Origin of the sequence: Pseudomonas moorei (genome assembly GCF_008801475.1) — a bacterium.
Classification (GTDB): domain Bacteria; phylum Pseudomonadota; class Gammaproteobacteria; order Pseudomonadales; family Pseudomonadaceae; genus Aquipseudomonas; species Aquipseudomonas moorei.
In genome coordinates this window covers 234108-250771 of the sequence record NZ_VZPP01000001.1, presented here as the reverse complement: position 1 = coordinate 250771, position 16664 = coordinate 234108, and the positions used below count along the sequence as shown (strand labels likewise).

General features: G+C 57.1%; 27 protein-coding genes. 8 read left to right on the top strand and 19 right to left on the bottom strand.

Translation table 11 applies throughout. The features are described from left to right. Positions 1-2: 2 nt before the first annotated feature. A complete protein-coding gene (locus F7R06_RS01225) occupies positions 3-1283 on the bottom strand; it encodes a terminase large subunit domain-containing protein (RefSeq protein ID WP_090322374.1) in 1281 nt (426 codons plus the stop codon). Continuing rightward, positions 1258-2007 carry a terminase small subunit gene (locus tag F7R06_RS01220; protein ID WP_090322376.1) on the bottom strand — a complete coding sequence of 250 codons (750 nt, stop codon included), beginning with the start codon at positions 2005-2007 and terminating at the stop codon, positions 1258-1260. The genes F7R06_RS01225 and F7R06_RS01220 overlap by 26 nt, the downstream gene beginning before the upstream one ends. Before the next feature lie 97 nt (positions 2008-2104). Between F7R06_RS01220 and F7R06_RS01215 the strand changes: the two genes are divergently transcribed. Then, on the top strand, positions 2105-2323 hold the full coding sequence (locus tag F7R06_RS01215) for a hypothetical protein (protein ID WP_090322378.1): 219 nt from the start codon (positions 2105-2107) through the stop codon (positions 2321-2323). 31 nt (positions 2324-2354) lie between these two features. On the opposite strand, the gene F7R06_RS01210 is transcribed toward F7R06_RS01215, so the two are convergent. The 17 genes from F7R06_RS01210 to F7R06_RS01120 form a co-directional block, all read right to left on the bottom strand. Further along, positions 2355-2756 (bottom strand): hypothetical protein, encoded by a 402-nt coding sequence (locus F7R06_RS01210; RefSeq protein WP_090322381.1) that lies wholly within the window; start codon positions 2754-2756, stop codon positions 2355-2357. Continuing rightward, positions 2753-2932 carry a hypothetical protein gene (locus tag F7R06_RS01205; RefSeq protein WP_090322384.1) on the bottom strand — a complete coding sequence of 60 codons (180 nt, stop codon included), beginning with the start codon at positions 2930-2932 and terminating at the stop codon, positions 2753-2755. The genes F7R06_RS01210 and F7R06_RS01205 overlap by 4 nt, the downstream gene beginning before the upstream one ends. A gap of 114 nt (positions 2933-3046) precedes the next feature. Further along, the gene (locus F7R06_RS01200) at positions 3047-3298 is read right to left on the bottom strand and encodes a hypothetical protein (protein ID WP_090322388.1); all 252 of its coding nucleotides are present in this window, start codon (positions 3296-3298) and stop codon (positions 3047-3049) included. Next, positions 3295-3516 (bottom strand): DUF7940 domain-containing protein, encoded by a 222-nt coding sequence (locus tag F7R06_RS01195; protein WP_090322390.1) that lies wholly within the window; start codon positions 3514-3516, stop codon positions 3295-3297. The genes F7R06_RS01200 and F7R06_RS01195 overlap by 4 nt, the downstream gene beginning before the upstream one ends. Beyond that, positions 3513-3791: a hypothetical protein gene (locus F7R06_RS01190; protein ID WP_090322393.1), complete on the bottom strand. Its 279-nt coding sequence runs from the start codon at positions 3789-3791 to the stop codon at positions 3513-3515. The genes F7R06_RS01195 and F7R06_RS01190 overlap by 4 nt, the downstream gene beginning before the upstream one ends. Next, on the bottom strand, positions 3791-4105 hold the full coding sequence (locus tag F7R06_RS01185) for a peptidase M48, Ste24p (RefSeq protein WP_090322396.1): 315 nt from the start codon (positions 4103-4105) through the stop codon (positions 3791-3793). The genes F7R06_RS01190 and F7R06_RS01185 overlap by 1 nt, the downstream gene beginning before the upstream one ends. Before the next feature lie 170 nt (positions 4106-4275). Then, complete coding sequence (locus F7R06_RS01180; RefSeq protein WP_090322397.1) at positions 4276-4821, bottom strand: hypothetical protein; 546 nt, start codon at positions 4819-4821, stop codon at positions 4276-4278. 12 nt (positions 4822-4833) lie between these two features. Further along, complete coding sequence (locus F7R06_RS01175; protein ID WP_090322401.1) at positions 4834-6027, bottom strand: hypothetical protein; 1194 nt, start codon at positions 6025-6027, stop codon at positions 4834-4836. Beyond that, positions 6024-6272 (bottom strand): DUF3310 domain-containing protein, encoded by a 249-nt coding sequence (locus F7R06_RS01170; RefSeq protein ID WP_090322404.1) that lies wholly within the window; start codon positions 6270-6272, stop codon positions 6024-6026. Before F7R06_RS01170 ends, F7R06_RS01175 begins: the two co-directional genes overlap by 4 nt. Then, positions 6269-6466 (bottom strand): hypothetical protein, encoded by a 198-nt coding sequence (locus tag F7R06_RS01165; RefSeq protein ID WP_090322407.1) that lies wholly within the window; start codon positions 6464-6466, stop codon positions 6269-6271. The genes F7R06_RS01170 and F7R06_RS01165 overlap by 4 nt, the downstream gene beginning before the upstream one ends. A 97-nt stretch (positions 6467-6563) precedes the next feature. Then, positions 6564-7235, bottom strand: coding sequence for a recombination protein NinG (locus F7R06_RS01160; RefSeq protein WP_090322410.1), 672 nt, complete (start codon positions 7233-7235; stop codon positions 6564-6566). Then, the gene (locus tag F7R06_RS01155; protein WP_090322413.1) at positions 7232-7702 is read right to left on the bottom strand and encodes a hypothetical protein; all 471 of its coding nucleotides are present in this window, start codon (positions 7700-7702) and stop codon (positions 7232-7234) included. Before F7R06_RS01155 ends, F7R06_RS01160 begins: the two co-directional genes overlap by 4 nt. Before the next feature lie 242 nt (positions 7703-7944). Then, a complete protein-coding gene (locus F7R06_RS01145) occupies positions 7945-8163 on the bottom strand; it encodes a TraR/DksA C4-type zinc finger protein (RefSeq protein WP_090322418.1) in 219 nt (72 codons plus the stop codon). Next, positions 8163-9563, bottom strand: a complete 1401-nt coding sequence (locus F7R06_RS01140) for a DnaB-like helicase C-terminal domain-containing protein (protein ID WP_090322419.1) — start codon at positions 9561-9563, stop codon at positions 8163-8165. Before F7R06_RS01140 ends, F7R06_RS01145 begins: the two co-directional genes overlap by 1 nt. Next, positions 9560-10384: a replication protein gene (locus tag F7R06_RS01135; protein ID WP_090322422.1), complete on the bottom strand. Its 825-nt coding sequence runs from the start codon at positions 10382-10384 to the stop codon at positions 9560-9562. Before F7R06_RS01135 ends, F7R06_RS01140 begins: the two co-directional genes overlap by 4 nt. A gap of 262 nt (positions 10385-10646) precedes the next feature. Further along, complete coding sequence (locus tag F7R06_RS01125; protein ID WP_090322428.1) at positions 10647-11069, bottom strand: phage regulatory CII family protein; 423 nt, start codon at positions 11067-11069, stop codon at positions 10647-10649. A gap of 286 nt (positions 11070-11355) precedes the next feature. Continuing rightward, on the bottom strand, positions 11356-11535 hold the full coding sequence (locus tag F7R06_RS01120; protein WP_090322430.1) for a Cro/CI family transcriptional regulator: 180 nt from the start codon (positions 11533-11535) through the stop codon (positions 11356-11358). 109 nt (positions 11536-11644) lie between these two features. Here F7R06_RS01120 and F7R06_RS01115 point away from each other — a divergent pair, with 109 nt between their 5' ends. The 7 genes from F7R06_RS01115 to F7R06_RS01090 all read left to right on the top strand — a co-directional run bounded on the left by F7R06_RS01115 (position 11645) and on the right by F7R06_RS01090 (position 16176). Then, positions 11645-12295: a LexA family protein gene (locus tag F7R06_RS01115; RefSeq protein ID WP_090322433.1), complete on the top strand. Its 651-nt coding sequence runs from the start codon at positions 11645-11647 to the stop codon at positions 12293-12295. Positions 12296-12370: 75 nt separating this feature from the next. After that, a complete protein-coding gene (locus F7R06_RS01110; protein ID WP_090322435.1) occupies positions 12371-12646 on the top strand; it encodes a hypothetical protein in 276 nt (91 codons plus the stop codon). Continuing rightward, a complete protein-coding gene (locus F7R06_RS01105) occupies positions 12643-13137 on the top strand; it encodes a hypothetical protein (protein WP_090322438.1) in 495 nt (164 codons plus the stop codon). Before F7R06_RS01110 ends, F7R06_RS01105 begins: the two co-directional genes overlap by 4 nt. Positions 13138-13410: 273 nt before the next feature. Continuing rightward, the gene (locus F7R06_RS01100) at positions 13411-13926 is read left to right on the top strand and encodes a hypothetical protein (protein WP_151149640.1); all 516 of its coding nucleotides are present in this window, start codon (positions 13411-13413) and stop codon (positions 13924-13926) included. 164 nt (positions 13927-14090) lie between these two features. Next, positions 14091-14342: a DUF1654 domain-containing protein gene (locus F7R06_RS01095; RefSeq protein ID WP_090322443.1), complete on the top strand. Its 252-nt coding sequence runs from the start codon at positions 14091-14093 to the stop codon at positions 14340-14342. Between the two features lie 725 nt (positions 14343-15067). Continuing rightward, positions 15068-15244 carry a hypothetical protein gene (locus F7R06_RS30690; RefSeq protein ID WP_159437805.1) on the top strand — a complete coding sequence of 59 codons (177 nt, stop codon included), beginning with the start codon at positions 15068-15070 and terminating at the stop codon, positions 15242-15244. Positions 15245-15351: 107 nt separating this feature from the next. Next, positions 15352-16176 carry a hypothetical protein gene (locus tag F7R06_RS01090; protein ID WP_090322446.1) on the top strand — a complete coding sequence of 275 codons (825 nt, stop codon included), beginning with the start codon at positions 15352-15354 and terminating at the stop codon, positions 16174-16176. Positions 16177-16664 lie beyond the last annotated feature (488 nt).

Here is a 16664-nt window from a genome sequence, read left to right as displayed (position 1 = left end):
AGTCAGATTCTCAGAGGTGCGGTGGATGCGGTGCGTTTGACGATCGGGAAGCGCTTGATGATGAAGTAACCCAATGCATCGTTCGGGTCTTCCGTGCCGTCTTTGTTGGGTTCGCCCTGGTCGTTGTAGGTCTGCTGTTCAAGCACCCCTGTTGCGACTGGGCAGAGTTCGGTGTTGACCTTGTAGCGGCGCTCACCATCGCCATTCAGGAACATGGCGTTGACGGACAGCACACGGTCACGCACGGCTGGGTTGGCTGGGTTGACGACAAGAGTGAATCCCGCCGTTTTCAATAGGCTGTGGTCTGTCTCGCTCCCGTTGACGCTCTTGCGGTTCTTGCCGCTGGCGTCGGGGTAGATCGAGATGTGATGGTCTGGGTACTTTTCCTTCAGCGCCACGATCATCGCCGGCGTATCGAACACATGGGTGATCTCGCCCAGCAGTAACGGCAGGCCGTCACGGATGACGTGAACCATTGCGGCCATACGACTGATGTTGAAGTCCATGCCGACATGCAGCGCTTCACCGGGCCTGATCGTCTCGCTGGTGTGATTGAGCACCCGGTCGAAGCTTGGGTACACACTGCCCGACACCAGGTTGACGAACTTGCCGTCGATGTAGGCATCGACCAGGTTCGCTGGGTACGACTCTTTGAGCGACCCGATGTAGTCCTTCGGCAGGTTCTTGGCGTTGTCCCGGGTGCTGGCATGCACGATGCCATACAGCGGCCGCTGGCTTGGGTTGGCGGCCAGCTCACGCACGAACTTGCGATAGACCCAGTTGAAGCCTTCAGGTGTCGTCGTGACGTCAATCGTGTTCTGGTCTCGGCCAGGCCACACGGTCGACATCCGCGCAATGATCTTCTTCCACGCGCTGTCGGCCTTCTTGATCGGCATGCAGTCGATCTCATCGACCAAGGCGTGCGCAATGTTGAATCCGACGATGCGGTGCGGGTGCTCCATGCTCTTGCACACAATGGTGCTCAGGCAGCGCCCAAGGTTGTCGCGGAGGTAAACACGCTTCTTGCTGGCCACGATGTCGGCAAACAATCCGAACGCCTGCGCTACCTCTGGCATCGTCTCGTAGAAGATGTCCGCGATCTGCGGATAGGTCGGAGCGAAGTAGCCCTGCGGAATGCCAGGGTGCTCAAGTGCGTTGATGCACATCCGCACGCAGCCCACGAACGTCTTGCCGCTACGGTAGCCGCCGACGAACGCTGAGAACTTCTTGGGGTGACTGATGAACTCGAACTGCGGCTTATTCAGCTTCAGGGTCGCTTGCATCTTCCACCCCGATGATTACTTGCTTGGGCTCGGGCAGGCCCTTGTTCGGGTCTTCCAGTTCGCGGCGGAGCTTCTCGATGTTCAGTCGCTTCATCTCGTCATCGAGGGGCGAGCTGGATTTGTCGGAGAACATGCCCAGGTGCTTGGCGACCTTATCGAGCGCGGCCAGTTGGTCATGCATCTTGATCTCGAACCCTTCCTTGGTCTGCTTCACCCCAGCGTATAGGGCGAGCGCAGCCGGGCTTACGTTGCGCGAGTCATGCGCATGAACAGAGCCAAATCCTTCACCATGGCACTTCGGGCATTTCGGATGCGGGCGGATCGTTGGATCGAACCCAAACCCGCCCTCTTCAGTCACGCTCTCAGGGTCAGATGCGTCAGCGACCGCCTTGAGCATCTCGGCCTCGTCCTTCCACTGATACTCATGGTCAACGCCGAAGCAATGCCGGCAACACCCTCGCCGATACTCGATCAGCTCATTAGGGTTTGCGGTGGCAATCATCCATAGGCGCTCAAGCACCATTTCCTGGGTGATTGCCGCTTTCTGGCCTCGCGCTTCAATGCGAGCGGTGATAATCGACTGAATGTTGGGTTTTGTTAGGTTCTCTGCACCAATGAATCTTGCGGTGGCTTTGCTGTACCCGGCACGGATAGCCGCTTGCGTGGCATTCAGGTCTTTCAGGTACTCATCGACGAAGCGCTGCTGTTTCGCTGTCAGCGCCATAGGGATTCCTTGAGACTTTGGTGCCTCGCTGGGGCAGGACTTGAAAAGGTGGCTGGTTGCCGGTATTGATGGGAATCAACTAAAGGAGATTTGTGTCATGTCGGAAGCTATCAAGCAGATTGGAAACGTTGCCAGCAACACCTATGGCTTTCAAAAAGACGGTGTTAAGCGCGCAATGGCTGTTGCGGCCGCGCTTGAGCTCGTAGCCTTAAACGTTCAGGGCGCTAACAGCAGCAATTTGCTGGATGCTGAACTTGAAAGACTGAGCTCCTACGCCGACAAGATCCAGGAAGCGCTGAAGGTCAACGCCGAGTGATCCACCCGTGCCGCACTCACCTGCGGCACACCTACCGCTTACTGAACAGGTTGAATCGCGTATCGCAGAATGCCGTCGTCACCTGCTGAGTGATCGCCTGCATCGAGTAGGCCTCGAACTCGCTGCTCGGCAAGTCCTCGCCAATGCTGTTCAGGATGAAGCGCCAGGCGTGGGTGCACTCATGAACGATCAACCCGATGATCCCATGACGGCAACTGTCATCCTTCAAGCGCTCATGGATGCAGACGATGATGCAATCCTTGCCATCACCAGTCTCGAAGCGTGTGGTGCACCCGGCTGAACTAGGGTACGGCTCGGATACGTTCATCCGCTTCATTTCGCGGTGCCAGGCCTTCTCGCTTGGGCAGAACCCGATAAAGACCGGCTGCCAGCCCCTGTCGAGCCACACAACTTTGTGCTTTGGCTTCTTCATGGTCTCGCCTCATCAGCTGGTTCGATCTCGCGGTACCGGGTCGCCTTCTTGGCCTGAGCCTTCAGCTTGTCCTCGTCGACGTCCATGCCAATCAGGTAGGCGAAGGTGTTCACGGCTACCACGTAGAAGCGGAACCACCATGGGTGATAGGCCTTCAGCACAAGTTGTCTGGCCATATCGTCACCATAGGTAGCGCAATATATTGCCCTTATTCCGAGCTTTCTCGGCCTATTAGCGCAATATATTGCGTTTAGAGAGTGGCGCCCGCACGAAGCCAGGCACCCTTTGGTTTAACAGGTGATCACAGGGGCTCCGCCATTTGGCCAGAGCTTCGTGTGCTTATCCATGTACTCGCGCAGGCGATCCACAACTGGAGCGCTCGGCAGAATTGGATTGATCTGAAACTTCACTTCAGGCGTGACCTTCACGAACACCGTCTTCAGGTGCTCGGTGATCGACTTCCACTGCTCGGGTGTTGGCTGCTGGCCTGCCGTCAGTTCGGTGTAGCCCTGGAGCCAGTAGGCGAACTGTTCGGGAGTCATTTGGGCGTATCCACTGGAGCTATGTTCGTCTGCGGAATCGCACGCACTACGGCGATGGCGGCAGCCAGGATCCCGTTCACGGCTGAAAAGATCTCTGGGCTGAACAGTGCCTGGAACGATGGCCACACGTAGGCAGCGGTATTGAGCGCTACCAGCACAGCGGCCAGTTGAACGCTGTACATCTTCCAGAGCTGTTGCCATTGGGGAATCAGGTTCATGTGCGCTCCGTGGAACTTGGCGGGATGTTGCAGATATGTCCGCGCTTGGCGATCGCGTAGAGGATCACGGCAAGGTGCATCGTCATTGCGAACGGGCTGATCGGGTGACCCTTGATGTTGAAGATGAAGCTGCCGAATGCGGCGATGGCGACCAGGTAGAACGAGATGCTCAGCAGTGGCTCGTCCATCGGGCGCACGCGGCGCAGGTACTCAGCGGCTGCAATGACCACCAGCACGCACAGGAAGGCGTCGACGACTTGAAGGATGACGTGCATTACGCACCTCCCGTAGCGCCAAACTTTCCTGCCAGTGCTCTCAGGCCCGGGATGATGTTCATCGCCAGCAAGCCAATCAGGAAGGCAACGCCGTATTGAGTTTCACTGCCCGGGGCAATCTTGAAGAACTCGATCGCCAGAGGCGTGCAGAAGATCGCAGAACTGAACCCAGTGAAGAACGCCCAGGCCGCCTGCTTACGGGTCAGGCCTTGCAGGAACGTCAGTGAAAGGATCGCCCCAGCAAACCCGGCGATGATGATGCCGTACTTGGCGAGCAGTACGCCGGCGGCAGTGGTGCTCGCGGGTTCGGCCATGGTGTGACTCCAAGGAATAAAAAAGACCGTCAGGTGGCGGTCAAACCGCTGGGGAGCGGTAAATTCTGGGCAATAAAAAACCCGACGCAGTGGCCGGGTTTTGTACTGTCATTCTTTAACACGCAAGAAGGACAAGATAGTGATTAATCTATGCCACTCTGCCACTACCGTCAAGCGGCAATATCAGAAATCAATTCTTCTGCATCGAGGATGGCCTGGGCCTCCGCCAGCGCACCATCGACCATCGCCTTCAGCTCCTTGCAAATGGCCGACTTCCAGCGGTATTGGGTGCGCTCTGCCGTCGGCTCATCCACCCAGTTATCCATGCAGTACCAGCCGGACGGCAGGACGTTGGTTGAGCGCTTCCCTTCTTGCCCGGGCAACTTCGGCATGGCCCACGTGACGACTGCAGCGTGACGGAACCGCTCCGGGGCCGGCGACTTGATACCTTTTGCGATGGTGACGATGGCGTCGTGCTTGCGCTGGGTGTGCGTTGAGTACTGGGCCAGCAGCGCGAGCCAGTGCGCCGGTGCCAGGCCTTTGCGCAGCCGGCTGAACACCATGCAGTCGACGAGAAACGCAGCCTCCTTCCCGACGATCTCCCCTTTCTGCTTGGCGCACTGTACCTTCGGCTCAAAATCGCACCCGCCGGCCGAGTTGATGGTTTCGGCGGCCAGAGCGCGCACTACTGCGGATACGACGTTTCTGTAGGTCATGCTGAATCCCCCTTAAACCGAATACACAGCGCGACGTTTCGAAGCTTCAGCACCTGGCACAGCATTCGAGATGATGTCCTTCACCTCTTCGGCGCTGATGGTGATGCGGCCCTTCTCGCCGTAGGTCTTGGATCGCAGCACCGCGGTGAGGCATGCACGGGACCGCCAACCACCGTCGTGAGCGTACTTGTCGCCTGGCGCGAGCTGGTTCCATGACTCGACCGTGACGCCGGCGGATTCCTTCGACTGCATGCGGTGGTGGATGTGGCCGATGTCGATGTAGCGGTAGGTCGCCTCGCCCCAATCCACGGAGAAGTCGGTGGCCATCACGTCGATCAGGCGGTCCGGCTTGCACTTGTCGCTGTGGTGGCACATCACGAAGGTGTTGCCCATGCGGTACGGGATGAACACGCTGGAGTTGTCGAGGACGTGAAGGCGCGGGTTTTCCTGATAGACGTGATTCAGGAAGATCCGCATCCAGACGTCGTTCGAGCGGGAGTGGTTGCCCTGGTTGACGATCACATCGACGAACTGGAATTTGGCCAGGGCCTTGTCGACGATCGAGCGCATGATCCGCGCACAGACCTCAATCATCTTCGGGTACCGGCTGTCGAAGTCGAAGTCGTGGCCGGATTCACTCTTGGCGGTGAAGTCCTGGTAGTGCGACATGTCCCCCAGGTCCTGAATAACGCAACGTTCGCAGCTCGGCGCCCGGTCGATCAGCTTGTGCATGGCGACGATCAGCTCACGCTCAGCAATCTTCAAGTCGAAGTTGTGGCCGACCTCATGGGAGTGGGCGAGCATTCCGACGTGGGCGTCCCCGATTTGAAACCACGGGATGATGTCGGTATCCAGCGCCTCAATAGGCCCTGCGATCTCCGGCAGCGGGTTGACGTCTTCCAGGAAGGCTTTGGCGAACGCTTCGTTCATCGCCCGCTGACGCTCCAGGTCGGCACTGGTCTTTACCCACTGCAATACCGGAGCCTTGACGCCTTCCTTGTAGAGGCTGGATGTACCGCTTAGGCGGAAGCCGTCCGGCACGATGTGCGTCATGTCGTGCTCAGGGCTCCAGCCCTTCAACGCCATCTTCGCCTTGCGCTTGTACAACGTCCGCTCGTTCAGGCCGAAGTGCGCGGCAGCGTCAGCCATGGACATCGTCTTGAGCGCTTCGATGATCTGCTCATCGGTGGCTTTGCGTTCAGTCATTGGGCGGCTCCGGGTTTACCAGGGTTACCGCATGGAATGGCTTTCGACTCCAGCTCAATCAGCAGCTCCAGGAAGTGCTTGGCCTTCTCCAGATCCTTGATCCCGCCCTTAGACCGCCACCGGCTGACGTACTTGATGACGCTGCCCTCGGCGAAGGGAATGCCGTTCGCATGGATGTACTCGATGGGCTGAATCTTCAGGTCTTTGTAGTGGTTACCGGAAACTTGAATGTCGAGTGCGCTCACGCTGCTTTCCCCTGTGTCGATTCAAAATGGTCGATGCATGCCGCCTTTGCCTTGTCCAGATCCTTGCCCGAGTGCAGGATTTTCCCGGCTGGCGTCCGGGCGACGTAGGCATGGCCGTGCTCGAGCTTGTACTTGCTCAGCAGATAGCCTTCTTCGCTGGACAGGCAGTGCTTGCTGATGGCTTTCCAGTTCATGGCCGAATCCCCCGACGAATCAAAGCAGCCAATACGCAATACCCCGGCATGATCAGGAGCAACCACAGGTGAGGCAGGATGTCGCTTGGAATGGTGGTCATGCTGCTGATCTCCTTAGTTCACGGGTCTTGGCGCGGTATTCGGCGGTGATGGCTTTCAGTTCATCCGTGGTGTATTTGCGCGGCTTATGGTCGGCTTCGAGCGCTTCCACGGCTTCCAGGCCGATGCGGGCGATCAGGCCGGTGCGGAATGCCTGCGAAACCGTCTCGCCTTTTCGGGCGTACTTGGACGAACCGGCGTTACAGCTTTTGCACTGAAGCCAGATATTGTTAGGAATCAGTCGCAACTCTGGCCGGGCGCCCTTGCCGAGGAAATGACCTGCATCGAACGCGCCGCCGGTCTTCCAGCCCTGCGAAGCCAGAATCGATTCCTGCGACTCGCCACAACTGATGCAGCCGCTGCCGATGCTCAGCTCGTAAGTGCGGCGGTAGTCGCGGACGGCCTTCTCTGCATCCTTGAGGTGGTCTGCGCGCTTTTTCAGGGCCTCTTTTCTGACCTTGATGTCGCGGCGACCGACATCCGCCAGGGCCTTCTTGGCGCTCGCCTGGCCTTTCTCCGATTTCCCGTGAGCGATGGCGCACTCGATCTCTCCGCACACCGCCTGCGCGGCACGGGAAGGCGTGAACATCACACGGCAGGACGGGCAGCGCTTGCGACGTTGGCCGCCGGATGTGAGCGGGGTCTTGCGCTGCAGTGGGGTGCGCTTCATGCAGCCACCTCGCCCAGCAGATCGCCGAAGTAGACGCCCTTCTCCGTGAAGTCGGCCACGATGCGGTCGGTGTAGGCGATGCCCTGGACGCGATTGAACAGGCTAGTCACCGGGAAGCCGTCCGGGCCGAACAGCTTGCAGTCGCCCATCATCGCCAGCTTCTCTTCGTACGGCAGATGGCGCATTACCCGATACCAGGCCTCTTGGAACTCCGGATCATCGTTCAGCAGGATCTGCACGCCGAAGTGGAGCTTGCAGTGCTTGCGCGCATCAGAGGCGTCGCCGATTTGCGTCATCTCGGCGATGCGTTTGTAGAAGGCGAACCACAGGGCGTTCTGGTCGAGGGTGCGGTCCTTGCCAGGGCGTAGCGACACAACCACGAACTTCTTCTCGCGGAACATGGCGGTGAGCATGCCGATGGCTTCGGTGAGTTTGCTGGAGCTGTTCACGCTGATTTTGTCAGTCATGGCGCTTATCCCCATCCTTGACCCAGCGGCGAATTTTCATCTCGCAGCCACTGCAGAGGCCCACGCCTTTAGTCATGCCGAGATGTGTTGCACGGCGCTTACATCCACAGGAGCAGCGGCGACGCGAGGTCGACGACATTGGCTCCATGTAACGGACATGATCCTCGGAACCAACTTGTCCCCAACCAGCGGTGCCCCCACGCATCGCCGCCGAGCGAGCGGCGCGGGATAGATCGTTCAGATCAACCACGGCGTACCCCCTTCGCTTTCAGCTCTGCCAGGTCACCGCACAGCTTGCAGAGCTTCACGCCATCCACTGCCTTGCGGCGATCCTCCGGGATGTCTTCGCCACAGTCTTCGCACTCTTTTGCGCTGATGCCGGTGTACACCGTGCGTGAGGCGATGCGCGCGGCGAGATCCGCCTCAATGCGCTCTTGCGCAATATCGATTTCGTCGGCCATCAGAAGCCTCCTTGCGGATTGAAGTTGTTGAGGAAAGACTTGCTGGTGCGCTCTGGCTGGCGAGGCGCCTCTGCCTGTTGCTGTTCGCGCTGGCCGGCGTAGTTGACGAAGCGTGCGTACTCACCCTGGTGCTGAAGCAAGCAATGGCCAACGGAGGCGTGGCGGTGTTTTACGACATCGATCTCGGTAACGCCGCTGCGCCCGAGGTCGCTGTCTGCGTCACGGTGGGCAATCATGATGATGTCGGCGTCCTGCTCGATCTCGCCGGAGTCGCGGAGATCGGACATTTGCGGCTTTTTGCTGGAGCGCGTTTCGATGCTGCGGTTGAGCTGCGCGAGCACGATGACCGGGACGTTCAACTCCTTGGCCATGCCCTTGATCCCGCGGCTGATCGCGCCGAGTTCGAGGTTGCGGTTTTGCTGGCGAGATCCAGCCTCAGGAGCGATCAGGCCGATGTAGTCGATGATGATCAGATCCAGCGGCTTGGCTTTGTGCTGGAAGCGGGCAATGTTGCGGATGCGGCTGAGTGGCAGGCCGCCCTTCTGGCAAATGCGCAGATCCGCCTGGCTCATTTTCCCGACAGCGCCTGTGATGCGGGCGATCTGCTCGTCGCTACCCATCGCCTGCCCGGTATCGATATTGCCTAGCGTCACCGCAGAGGACGATGCCAGGCTGCGTTTCGAAAGCTCCTTGGCCGACATTTCCAGCGAGAAGACCAGAGCCGACTTGCCATCCTTGATCGTCAGCTTTTCGGCGATCCCCAGGCCCAGCGTGGTTTTGCCAGTGCCAGGCCGCCCCGCGATGATGATGACGTGCGAACCCCGCAGCCCCTGCAGGATCTCGTCGAGGTCATTCAAGCCTGTGGCATGGCCATTGATGCCCAAACCGTTGAAGCGGTCGTCCATTTCATCGACGACTGGGCCGAGCGCTTCACGCAGAGTGATCACGTCCGGCTCGTCGTCTTCGCTGTTCAGCGACAGGACGGCTTCCTGAGCATCAGCAATAATCCCGGCCAATGGTCGCGCATGGCTGGCCATGTTGATAATGGACTGGCCGATATCAGCGATCTTGCGTGCCTTCGAGCGCTCCACAACGATGCGGGCGTATTCGGGGCCGTTGGAGGCGCTGGGCACGTTGCGCATGATCTCGGAAGCAAAAACTATAGTGAGTTCGCCGCTTGAGAGCTCGTTGCGAATGTCTGCCAGTGAAACCGAGTCAACCGGACGGCCTGACGACCTCGCGGCCAGAATCATGGCGTACAGCTCGGAGCAGTCGGTGTTGAAGAAGTCTGCCGGGGATACGACGGCGCCGATTGATTCGACAAGCTCAGGCTTGTGCATCAGCGCGCCGATGACGCCGAATTCAGCTTCGGGTGAAACCAGTGGGCGATCAGCGATCATAGGGCCTCCAACACTTTCAGGACCTTGTCCTGGCGGGTAAGAAACTCAATGTCAGCGGTCCAGCCGCGTTCGTTGTCGCCAGTCCAGTGTTTGTTCTTCAGGCAGTCGTTGAAGTACAGCGTCCAGAATTCACCTTTGCGGAACGGGTGAACGCCGTTGATCTCCAGGTTCCAGCAACCCTTGATCAGGTTCTTGCGCTTCGTGGAGAGCTTCAGGCACTTGGGCAGCTTCTCGCCGCACACGGTGTTGTAGATCTCGGCGATGCGGCTGTAGGGGATGCGGTCGACTTTGGCTGGTTCTGGTTGATCAGGTCCTGGGGTGACTTGCTGTTCCGGTTCAGATTCCAAAACCTCACCGGTCGAAGCGACAGCGGCGACAACTGCGTCAGCAGTAAGATTTGTATTTATGTCTTTTATGTGTGTAATTTTCGACACAGTGGCAGGTGTCTTTTCTACACAGTGTGTAGATTTCAACACAGTGGATTTAGGGTCGATTTTCCATTCGTTTATCGGCAAGAAAGTGATCGGATCACGACTTCCACCATCACGGAAAAGAACTCGCTGACGGATGAGTGAGTTGATTGCCCGAGATACGTTTGCACGTTCCGATACGGCCTTCGCTTCATCGCTGTACATCATCTTGGCGATGTACAGGGCCGCGACCTTCACTGCCTCCTTGTTGTACCCACTGGTGAGTCTGTGGACCGCCAAAGCGACACGCAGCTCACGGCCTGACAGATCAGCGCCTATCAGGGCTTCGTAAAGATCGTTATCCATCCGGGTAAATCCCCCGGTATTGCGAAGTGGGATGACATTGCTCATACTGGTTGCGTCCTGATATTTGAATTGCTCGCTTCGGTTGCAGCCGAACGAGACAAAGAAGCCCGCAAATGACTCATGCAGTCGTTGCGGGCTTTTTTCTTGGCTGGTTCGCTGTACGAAAGCCGAACCAGAACCGCAGCCTTCTCTGCTGCGAATTGGTGGAACTCACGATCCCCCGCCTCTACCGGAACTGAATCGGCGAGCGTAGCCAGGGCCTCATCGAGAACCTGGTTGATATGGAGTGCCGGATGAGGGCGGCGCATTACGCGGCCTTCACCGAGGCTTCCATCACATCCAGGCTCTGCCGAACGTGATTGATCTCTTGGCGAATCATGTTTTTCTCGAAGGCGTTGACGTGGTTGTCAGCCAGCGCGTCGTGAACGGCGATGGTCAGGTCGGCAACTTCTTTGCTGACGTTGATCAGGGACGTGGTGAGGACTTGAGGCTTCGGTGAGTCCTTCGCTACCAGGTCAAAGCCGAACTGCTCAGCCAGGGCACGCAGGGGGCGCATGTCGCCGGTGTGCAGCAACACGCCGAACAGATGCTCTACCGTCAGGTGGTGTGCGTCGTTGTCCGGGTTGGCGCGCTGCAGCAGGCTCACATGGGCGACACCCATCTTTGCCGCGAGCACTTTCGCTTCGTTATCGAGAACAGCGTTCTGGCAAGCCCGCAGGAAGTCGTCCATTCGTAAAACCTCGTTACAGTTTCCGTGGTGGCGCAATGCCAACAAGGCGATGATCTGTTCATCAACTGATCGGGGACGCACCCATGACCAATCAATCCGAATTGCAAGGCGAGATAGCCGCCCTTTGTTGCCTGGTGGTTGCCTTGGCTTCCACCCTTCCCTTGTCGTCTCAGCTCAGGCTGTGGCCTGCGTTTGAGCGGATCGCTAACCCTTTGCGTGATCGTCTTGGCGGTGATGAGTTGCGTGGTTTTGAGCGCGCAACTGTCTCGCTAAGCTCGAGGCGCAGTTAGGCGGCCTGCTCTTTTTTGGTCGCTTTGAATTTGCCCTTGGAGAGGACCTGAATCTGGTACTGCCGGGATTCGGGGATGGTTTCTCCCCACATTGTCACGGCGCTTGGACGGATGCCCAGCGCCAGTGCCAGCTTTGTCTTGCTGCCGAAGAATTCGGCGACTTCATGCGTATTCATTGCGCATCCTCGTTCGAGCCTTGCGCAATTTCAGCATGCTTAAGTTATCGCGTCAATGACGATTTGAAGCTACTGCATGCTTAAATTCAGTTAACTTAATATTGAGTCCATGGAAAGACACGAACGTATTGCCCGAGCCATCGAGCTCAGCGGAAAAAAGAAAGGCGAAATCGCCGCCCTTTGTGGTGTGGCAAATTCGGCCGTCACTCAATGGATTTCAGGGGAGAGCAAAAGCCTTCGCCCTGAAAACCTTTACGCGCTCGCAAAGGCGACCGGTTATCGAGCCGAGTGGCTTGCCATTGGCGAAGGGAGTGAGCGCGAGACCGAATCGAACGTCGGCGAGGCCCGTCATCAGGTTGAGTCCTACCGCTATCCGGTTATCAGCTGGGTTGCCGCCGGCGCCTGGGCCGAAGCGGTCGAGCCCTACCCTGCCGGTTTTTCTGATCGCTACGAATTCTCCGAATACGACTCGAAAGGCCCGGCCTTCTGGCTTGAGGTCAAAGGCGACTCGATGACCTCGCCTGTCGGGCACAGCGTCACCGAAGGCACGCTGATCCTGGTGGACACCGAAGCCGAAGCAGCACCCGGCAAGCTGGTGATCGCCAAGCTGCCGGAGAGCAACGAGGCCACCTTTAAGAAGCTGGTGAATGACGGCGGCAGGCTTTACCTCAAACCGCTGAACCCCAGCTACCCGATTGAAGTCTTCGACGAGCGCTGCCGAATCGTGGGCGTTGTCGTGCGGGCGTTGCAGAAGTTTTAGGCGACAGGCATGGCGGGGAAATGTACGGGTGTCCACGCATCTGAAAAATAATGAGCTGCCTACTAACGGAGTAGCATGGCCAGTCCAGATAAAGCACCATCAGCTTCTTGGGTTGATGGCATAGCCAAAATAATCGACGCCGTTACAAATCTTTATAACGCCGTAGCTGCTAAATCGCCCTTGGTAGCTGATACTGTTGTGATATTGGTATTTCTTTTGCCTTTCTTCTGGCTTATCTGTCGGCACATGGGCATCAGTGTCAGGGAGAAACAGTCGACTTTGCGTGTCAAAGACGCCAGGAAGGCCGCAAAGAAAGGCGCAAAGAAAATTGGAGGAGGAACGAAAACATGACGCACACTCTCATAGCATTCGCATCTGCATTGCTGATAGTGATGTATTGGTTCGTTTGCCGTCGGCGCTCTCTTGTCCATAGGGAGAAAGCTGCAGACCTATTGGTCGCCTTTTTTGATAAGAAAGGGGTCAGTGAAAGCGACAAGGACACTGCGTACTTTTTTTTCAGTTTTGCGACAAGCTGGTTCTTTCTGCCATTCATGACCGTTTTGGCAATCCCAGTGATCCTGGGCAGGACGCTCTCCAATCGTCCGCTCAATTCAGAAAGCGGAAAGGAAAAAGATCTCGTCACAGATGAGATCATGAAAATGTACATGTTCCGCAATCCGATTACTGGAGCTGTGTGCTTCTTAGCCTTCTTTGTGATGGCTTCTGTGGCAATGCTGCTCGGCCTTTTTGCAAATAGGTTGCGGTCGATTCCTTCGCCCTCTGCGGTTTATATGACGACCGCGACGAAGGTTTATCACCCACAACGTAGGCACGCACATTAATTAAAAGCCCGGCCTAGCGCCGGGCTTTTCGTTTCCGCCCTGTCACACATTCGTCACGCAGGGCGGGCACAATCCGCGCCACTGATGGATCAGTATCCCGTCTGCAGAGAGCCCGCCCCGTGCGGGCTTTTTGTTGTCTGCCCTTCCCTGCTCGACAATGATGGCTGTGGGCCATGGTAGAGTTACGACTCAACTATGGAGGGATGCGCCTTGCGGAAATTTGGGATAGTCGTACTGATCATCGGAGTTCTTGTAGTAATTAGCGCAATGGGTATGGATGTCTCGGTATCAAGCGGTCTGGGGCGCGTGAACAATCTTGGCCTGATGGCCGAGCGTCAGAACTTCACAATCATTGGTGGACTGCTTGCTCTCGGCGGCTTGTTAATGATGCTGTTTGGCGGGAAAAAAGAGAGATCCACCGTTGCCGCCTCGCATGTGCAAGATACCAGGGCGTGCCCTTTATGCGCTGAAATGATCAAGCCCGCTGCTATCAAATGCCGCTTCTGTGGCGCCGATATAGATCCAGTCCAAGGCCCTAGGTTGGTGAATGGCTGGGCTGCAACTGTGCCATGCAGGGCTGGAGATGAGCGAGATCATGCTATCGGAGCGATAACCGCTCTCGGATTCTCGGTTGTCCCGATGATGGGTGAAACCGTTGGTGCGGGACTTTTCGCCACGAAGGAAGAGGCAAAACATGCTTCTACGCTGCTGAGTAAAGAGCACAAGGTTTTCAGTGAGGTGGCCTATCGAGACACGGTAAGCGGCAAATTCCCGCCTCTCGATGACTAACAGCGAGAACCGTACCAAAGCCCGCCAAGCGCGGGCTTTTTTACGCCCACAGAAAAGACATGTGCGATTTGTTTACATATTTCTCACACCGCCCTTTCGACCTCTTGCGGAAACCTAAAAGTCGAAATACTGTATATGCATACAGCTATGGCAAGGAGCACCGCATGCCTCAACCCACCCCGCAAACAACAAAAAAACCATCGTCCTATGAGCTGGCCGGACGCCGAATTCAGAAACTCATTGCCGCGCCTGGCGTGCAAAAGGTCCAGGCAATCACGGTATCAAGGCTTGAGCATGAATCCGCCGAGGATTGGCAGCGCCTCATTGATGAGATCAGCGAAACGGCAGGCGTGATGGTTGAGGCCTTAGAGGACGGCGCCATCAGGATCGGGTGGCGACAGTACTGCGAAGCGTGAGACGAGCCCGCCACTGAGCGGGCTTTTTAACGACCTACGCTTTCAGCATTCTGAAATTATTTATTCAGCATGCTTGACAGGATAATTTCAGCTTGCTTAAATTCGACTCAAGCCAAACAGAAACACCGGCCCAGCAGCGAAAGCCGCGTCGCTCTTTAACAGCTCAGGATCCTCGCCATCGACTACCCCGGGTTTCAGCCGGTAAGTGCGAGCAACAAATAGTCGATGCCATGCCAGCTCTGGAACTGGCCGTGCTCACCAGATGTGAGTACGCGAAACCACGCAAGCCACTCGATGTGACGCCAGACGCGGCATCGGGCAGCGAGAGGACTCCGGCGATGCGCGTGGTGGAGAGACGAAACACAGAATTGAATTAGCGGTCCCGATAGCCTCGGCTGGGAACGCCGGACCTCATGCACCCTGCCCCACTCAATCAGGGCATTCAGAGCTGTAGCGTGCATGTTGTAAGGACCTGTGATCCATGGCGAACAAAGGCTGTTTGACGCCATGAGTAGGAAGCTCGAAGCCCACACCGAAGACGACCGGCCAGCCCTGCAATCAGCAGCGGGTAACTGGCCAACACCGCTGACGCAACAAGCCCGGTCTGACGCCAGTAGCGGGACCGGGCTCAGATGGCTTCCTGCTGTTTCAGGATCGCCATCTGTTCATTTCACAAATGCGGCTTAAAACCCCTAAGCTGCATTTGGAAGCGAACAGAGGATTCCATGATGGACAAGAAAGAGTTGCAGAAGATGGCGCCGGAGCTGCTGGCGGCTCTTGAGGCGCTGTACAAGCAGTACGAAGGATGGATGGTTGCCGAGTACAACACTTGGCAGCCTACCGAGCACGGCAGCCCCGCAGCGCTCGAAGCCAAACGCCTGATCGAACTCGCCAAACAGTAACCGGCGAAGATTCACAAGAGCCCGCACATCGCGGGCTTTTTCATGCGCTTTACAAATGCCTCTCACACCCCGGGAGGCATTCGAAAGCCCAACGAAAGGATCGACTCATGACCGATATCAAATACACCAACGACGGAAAGAAAGTCCTAATCGTTGGCAAGCTGAACTCCCAAGAAACCATCGTCCAAGAGATCTTCGTAAGCGCCGGGCAAGAGATTCCGAGCGGCGAGAACTTCGTCGTGAAGAGCCTGCACGATGCGCCGGCTGAATCGTGGAAGGAAAAGAACCTGCGCGAGCTTGAGGCGCGTTATGAAAAAGACCGGGCAACGCTCAACCGGAATATTGAGGAACAAAGCAAACGGCTCGGAATTGTGAGGGAGAAAGCAAAAGTTCAGGCCGACACCCTGCTCCGCTTCGTTAACGCCTCTGACGAAAGCCAGCTCGAAACCTTGCGGCTGTTTATGGCCGGCCAGATAACGCACCTGTTCGTATCTGGTTATTCGCCGGAGATCCTTAGCTGGAACGACAGCAACGAAGCCTACGACGTTGATTCTTGGAAAGGCAGATTCAACATTGAGGGCATGAAGCTGGTTTCGCTGTACGGCAAGACTGATGGGAGCTTGAGTTTTCATCTCAATCAATACCGGGATGGCAGCGGCAGTAGCAAACAGATTTATCCGGCGACCAGCTATGAAGGCGCATTGCTCATGGCTCAGGCCCAGCTGGACAAAGACGGTGCTGCGTACATTGCAAGTGATCGCCAACATTTCGATCTGGACGGATGGTCAAAGATCGAAGGGATCGTAATTCCGGCAGCGGTCATAGAAAAATACGAAATAGCGGCAGACGCCCAGCGAGTAAACCGGATCGAAAAGATCAAGAAGGAGCTTGCTGATCTTGAGGCAAAAGCCCCGAAGAAGTCGAAGCAATAACACCCCTCTCCGTACACGTCAGCCAGACGCAAATTGGCCCGATCTCTCCATGGTGATGGAGAGGCTGCATCGGAGTGTGATCTGAATGCGCAGGCTGATGCGCAAGCCGAGGCTCGCTGATGAGCTACTGAGTCCTAGATGAGTTAGGCCATCAAGCCGGAGATCAGCACCGGCCAGATCACACCCCAATGCAGGTACAGCTGCAAGCGCAAATGGTTGCGCACGACCCTGTACGACCAAGCGGAGGATTTGCAGTCATGTAACAGACAGTCAACGACCCGACCCCTCATGGGCCCGGCCGTTTCGTAGGGAAGGTAAAGGCCTGCTTTCGAGCAGGCCTTTTTATTACTCAAACGAGTGAGCCAGCCATGAAACGCACAACCCCGCCCCTCCCCCGCAAGCCCCGCCCCGACGTCCACGACTGCGCCAAAGGTCGGATGCATGACGCACCGAGGAAGGTCATCACCACTATGCCGGGCGGGTATATC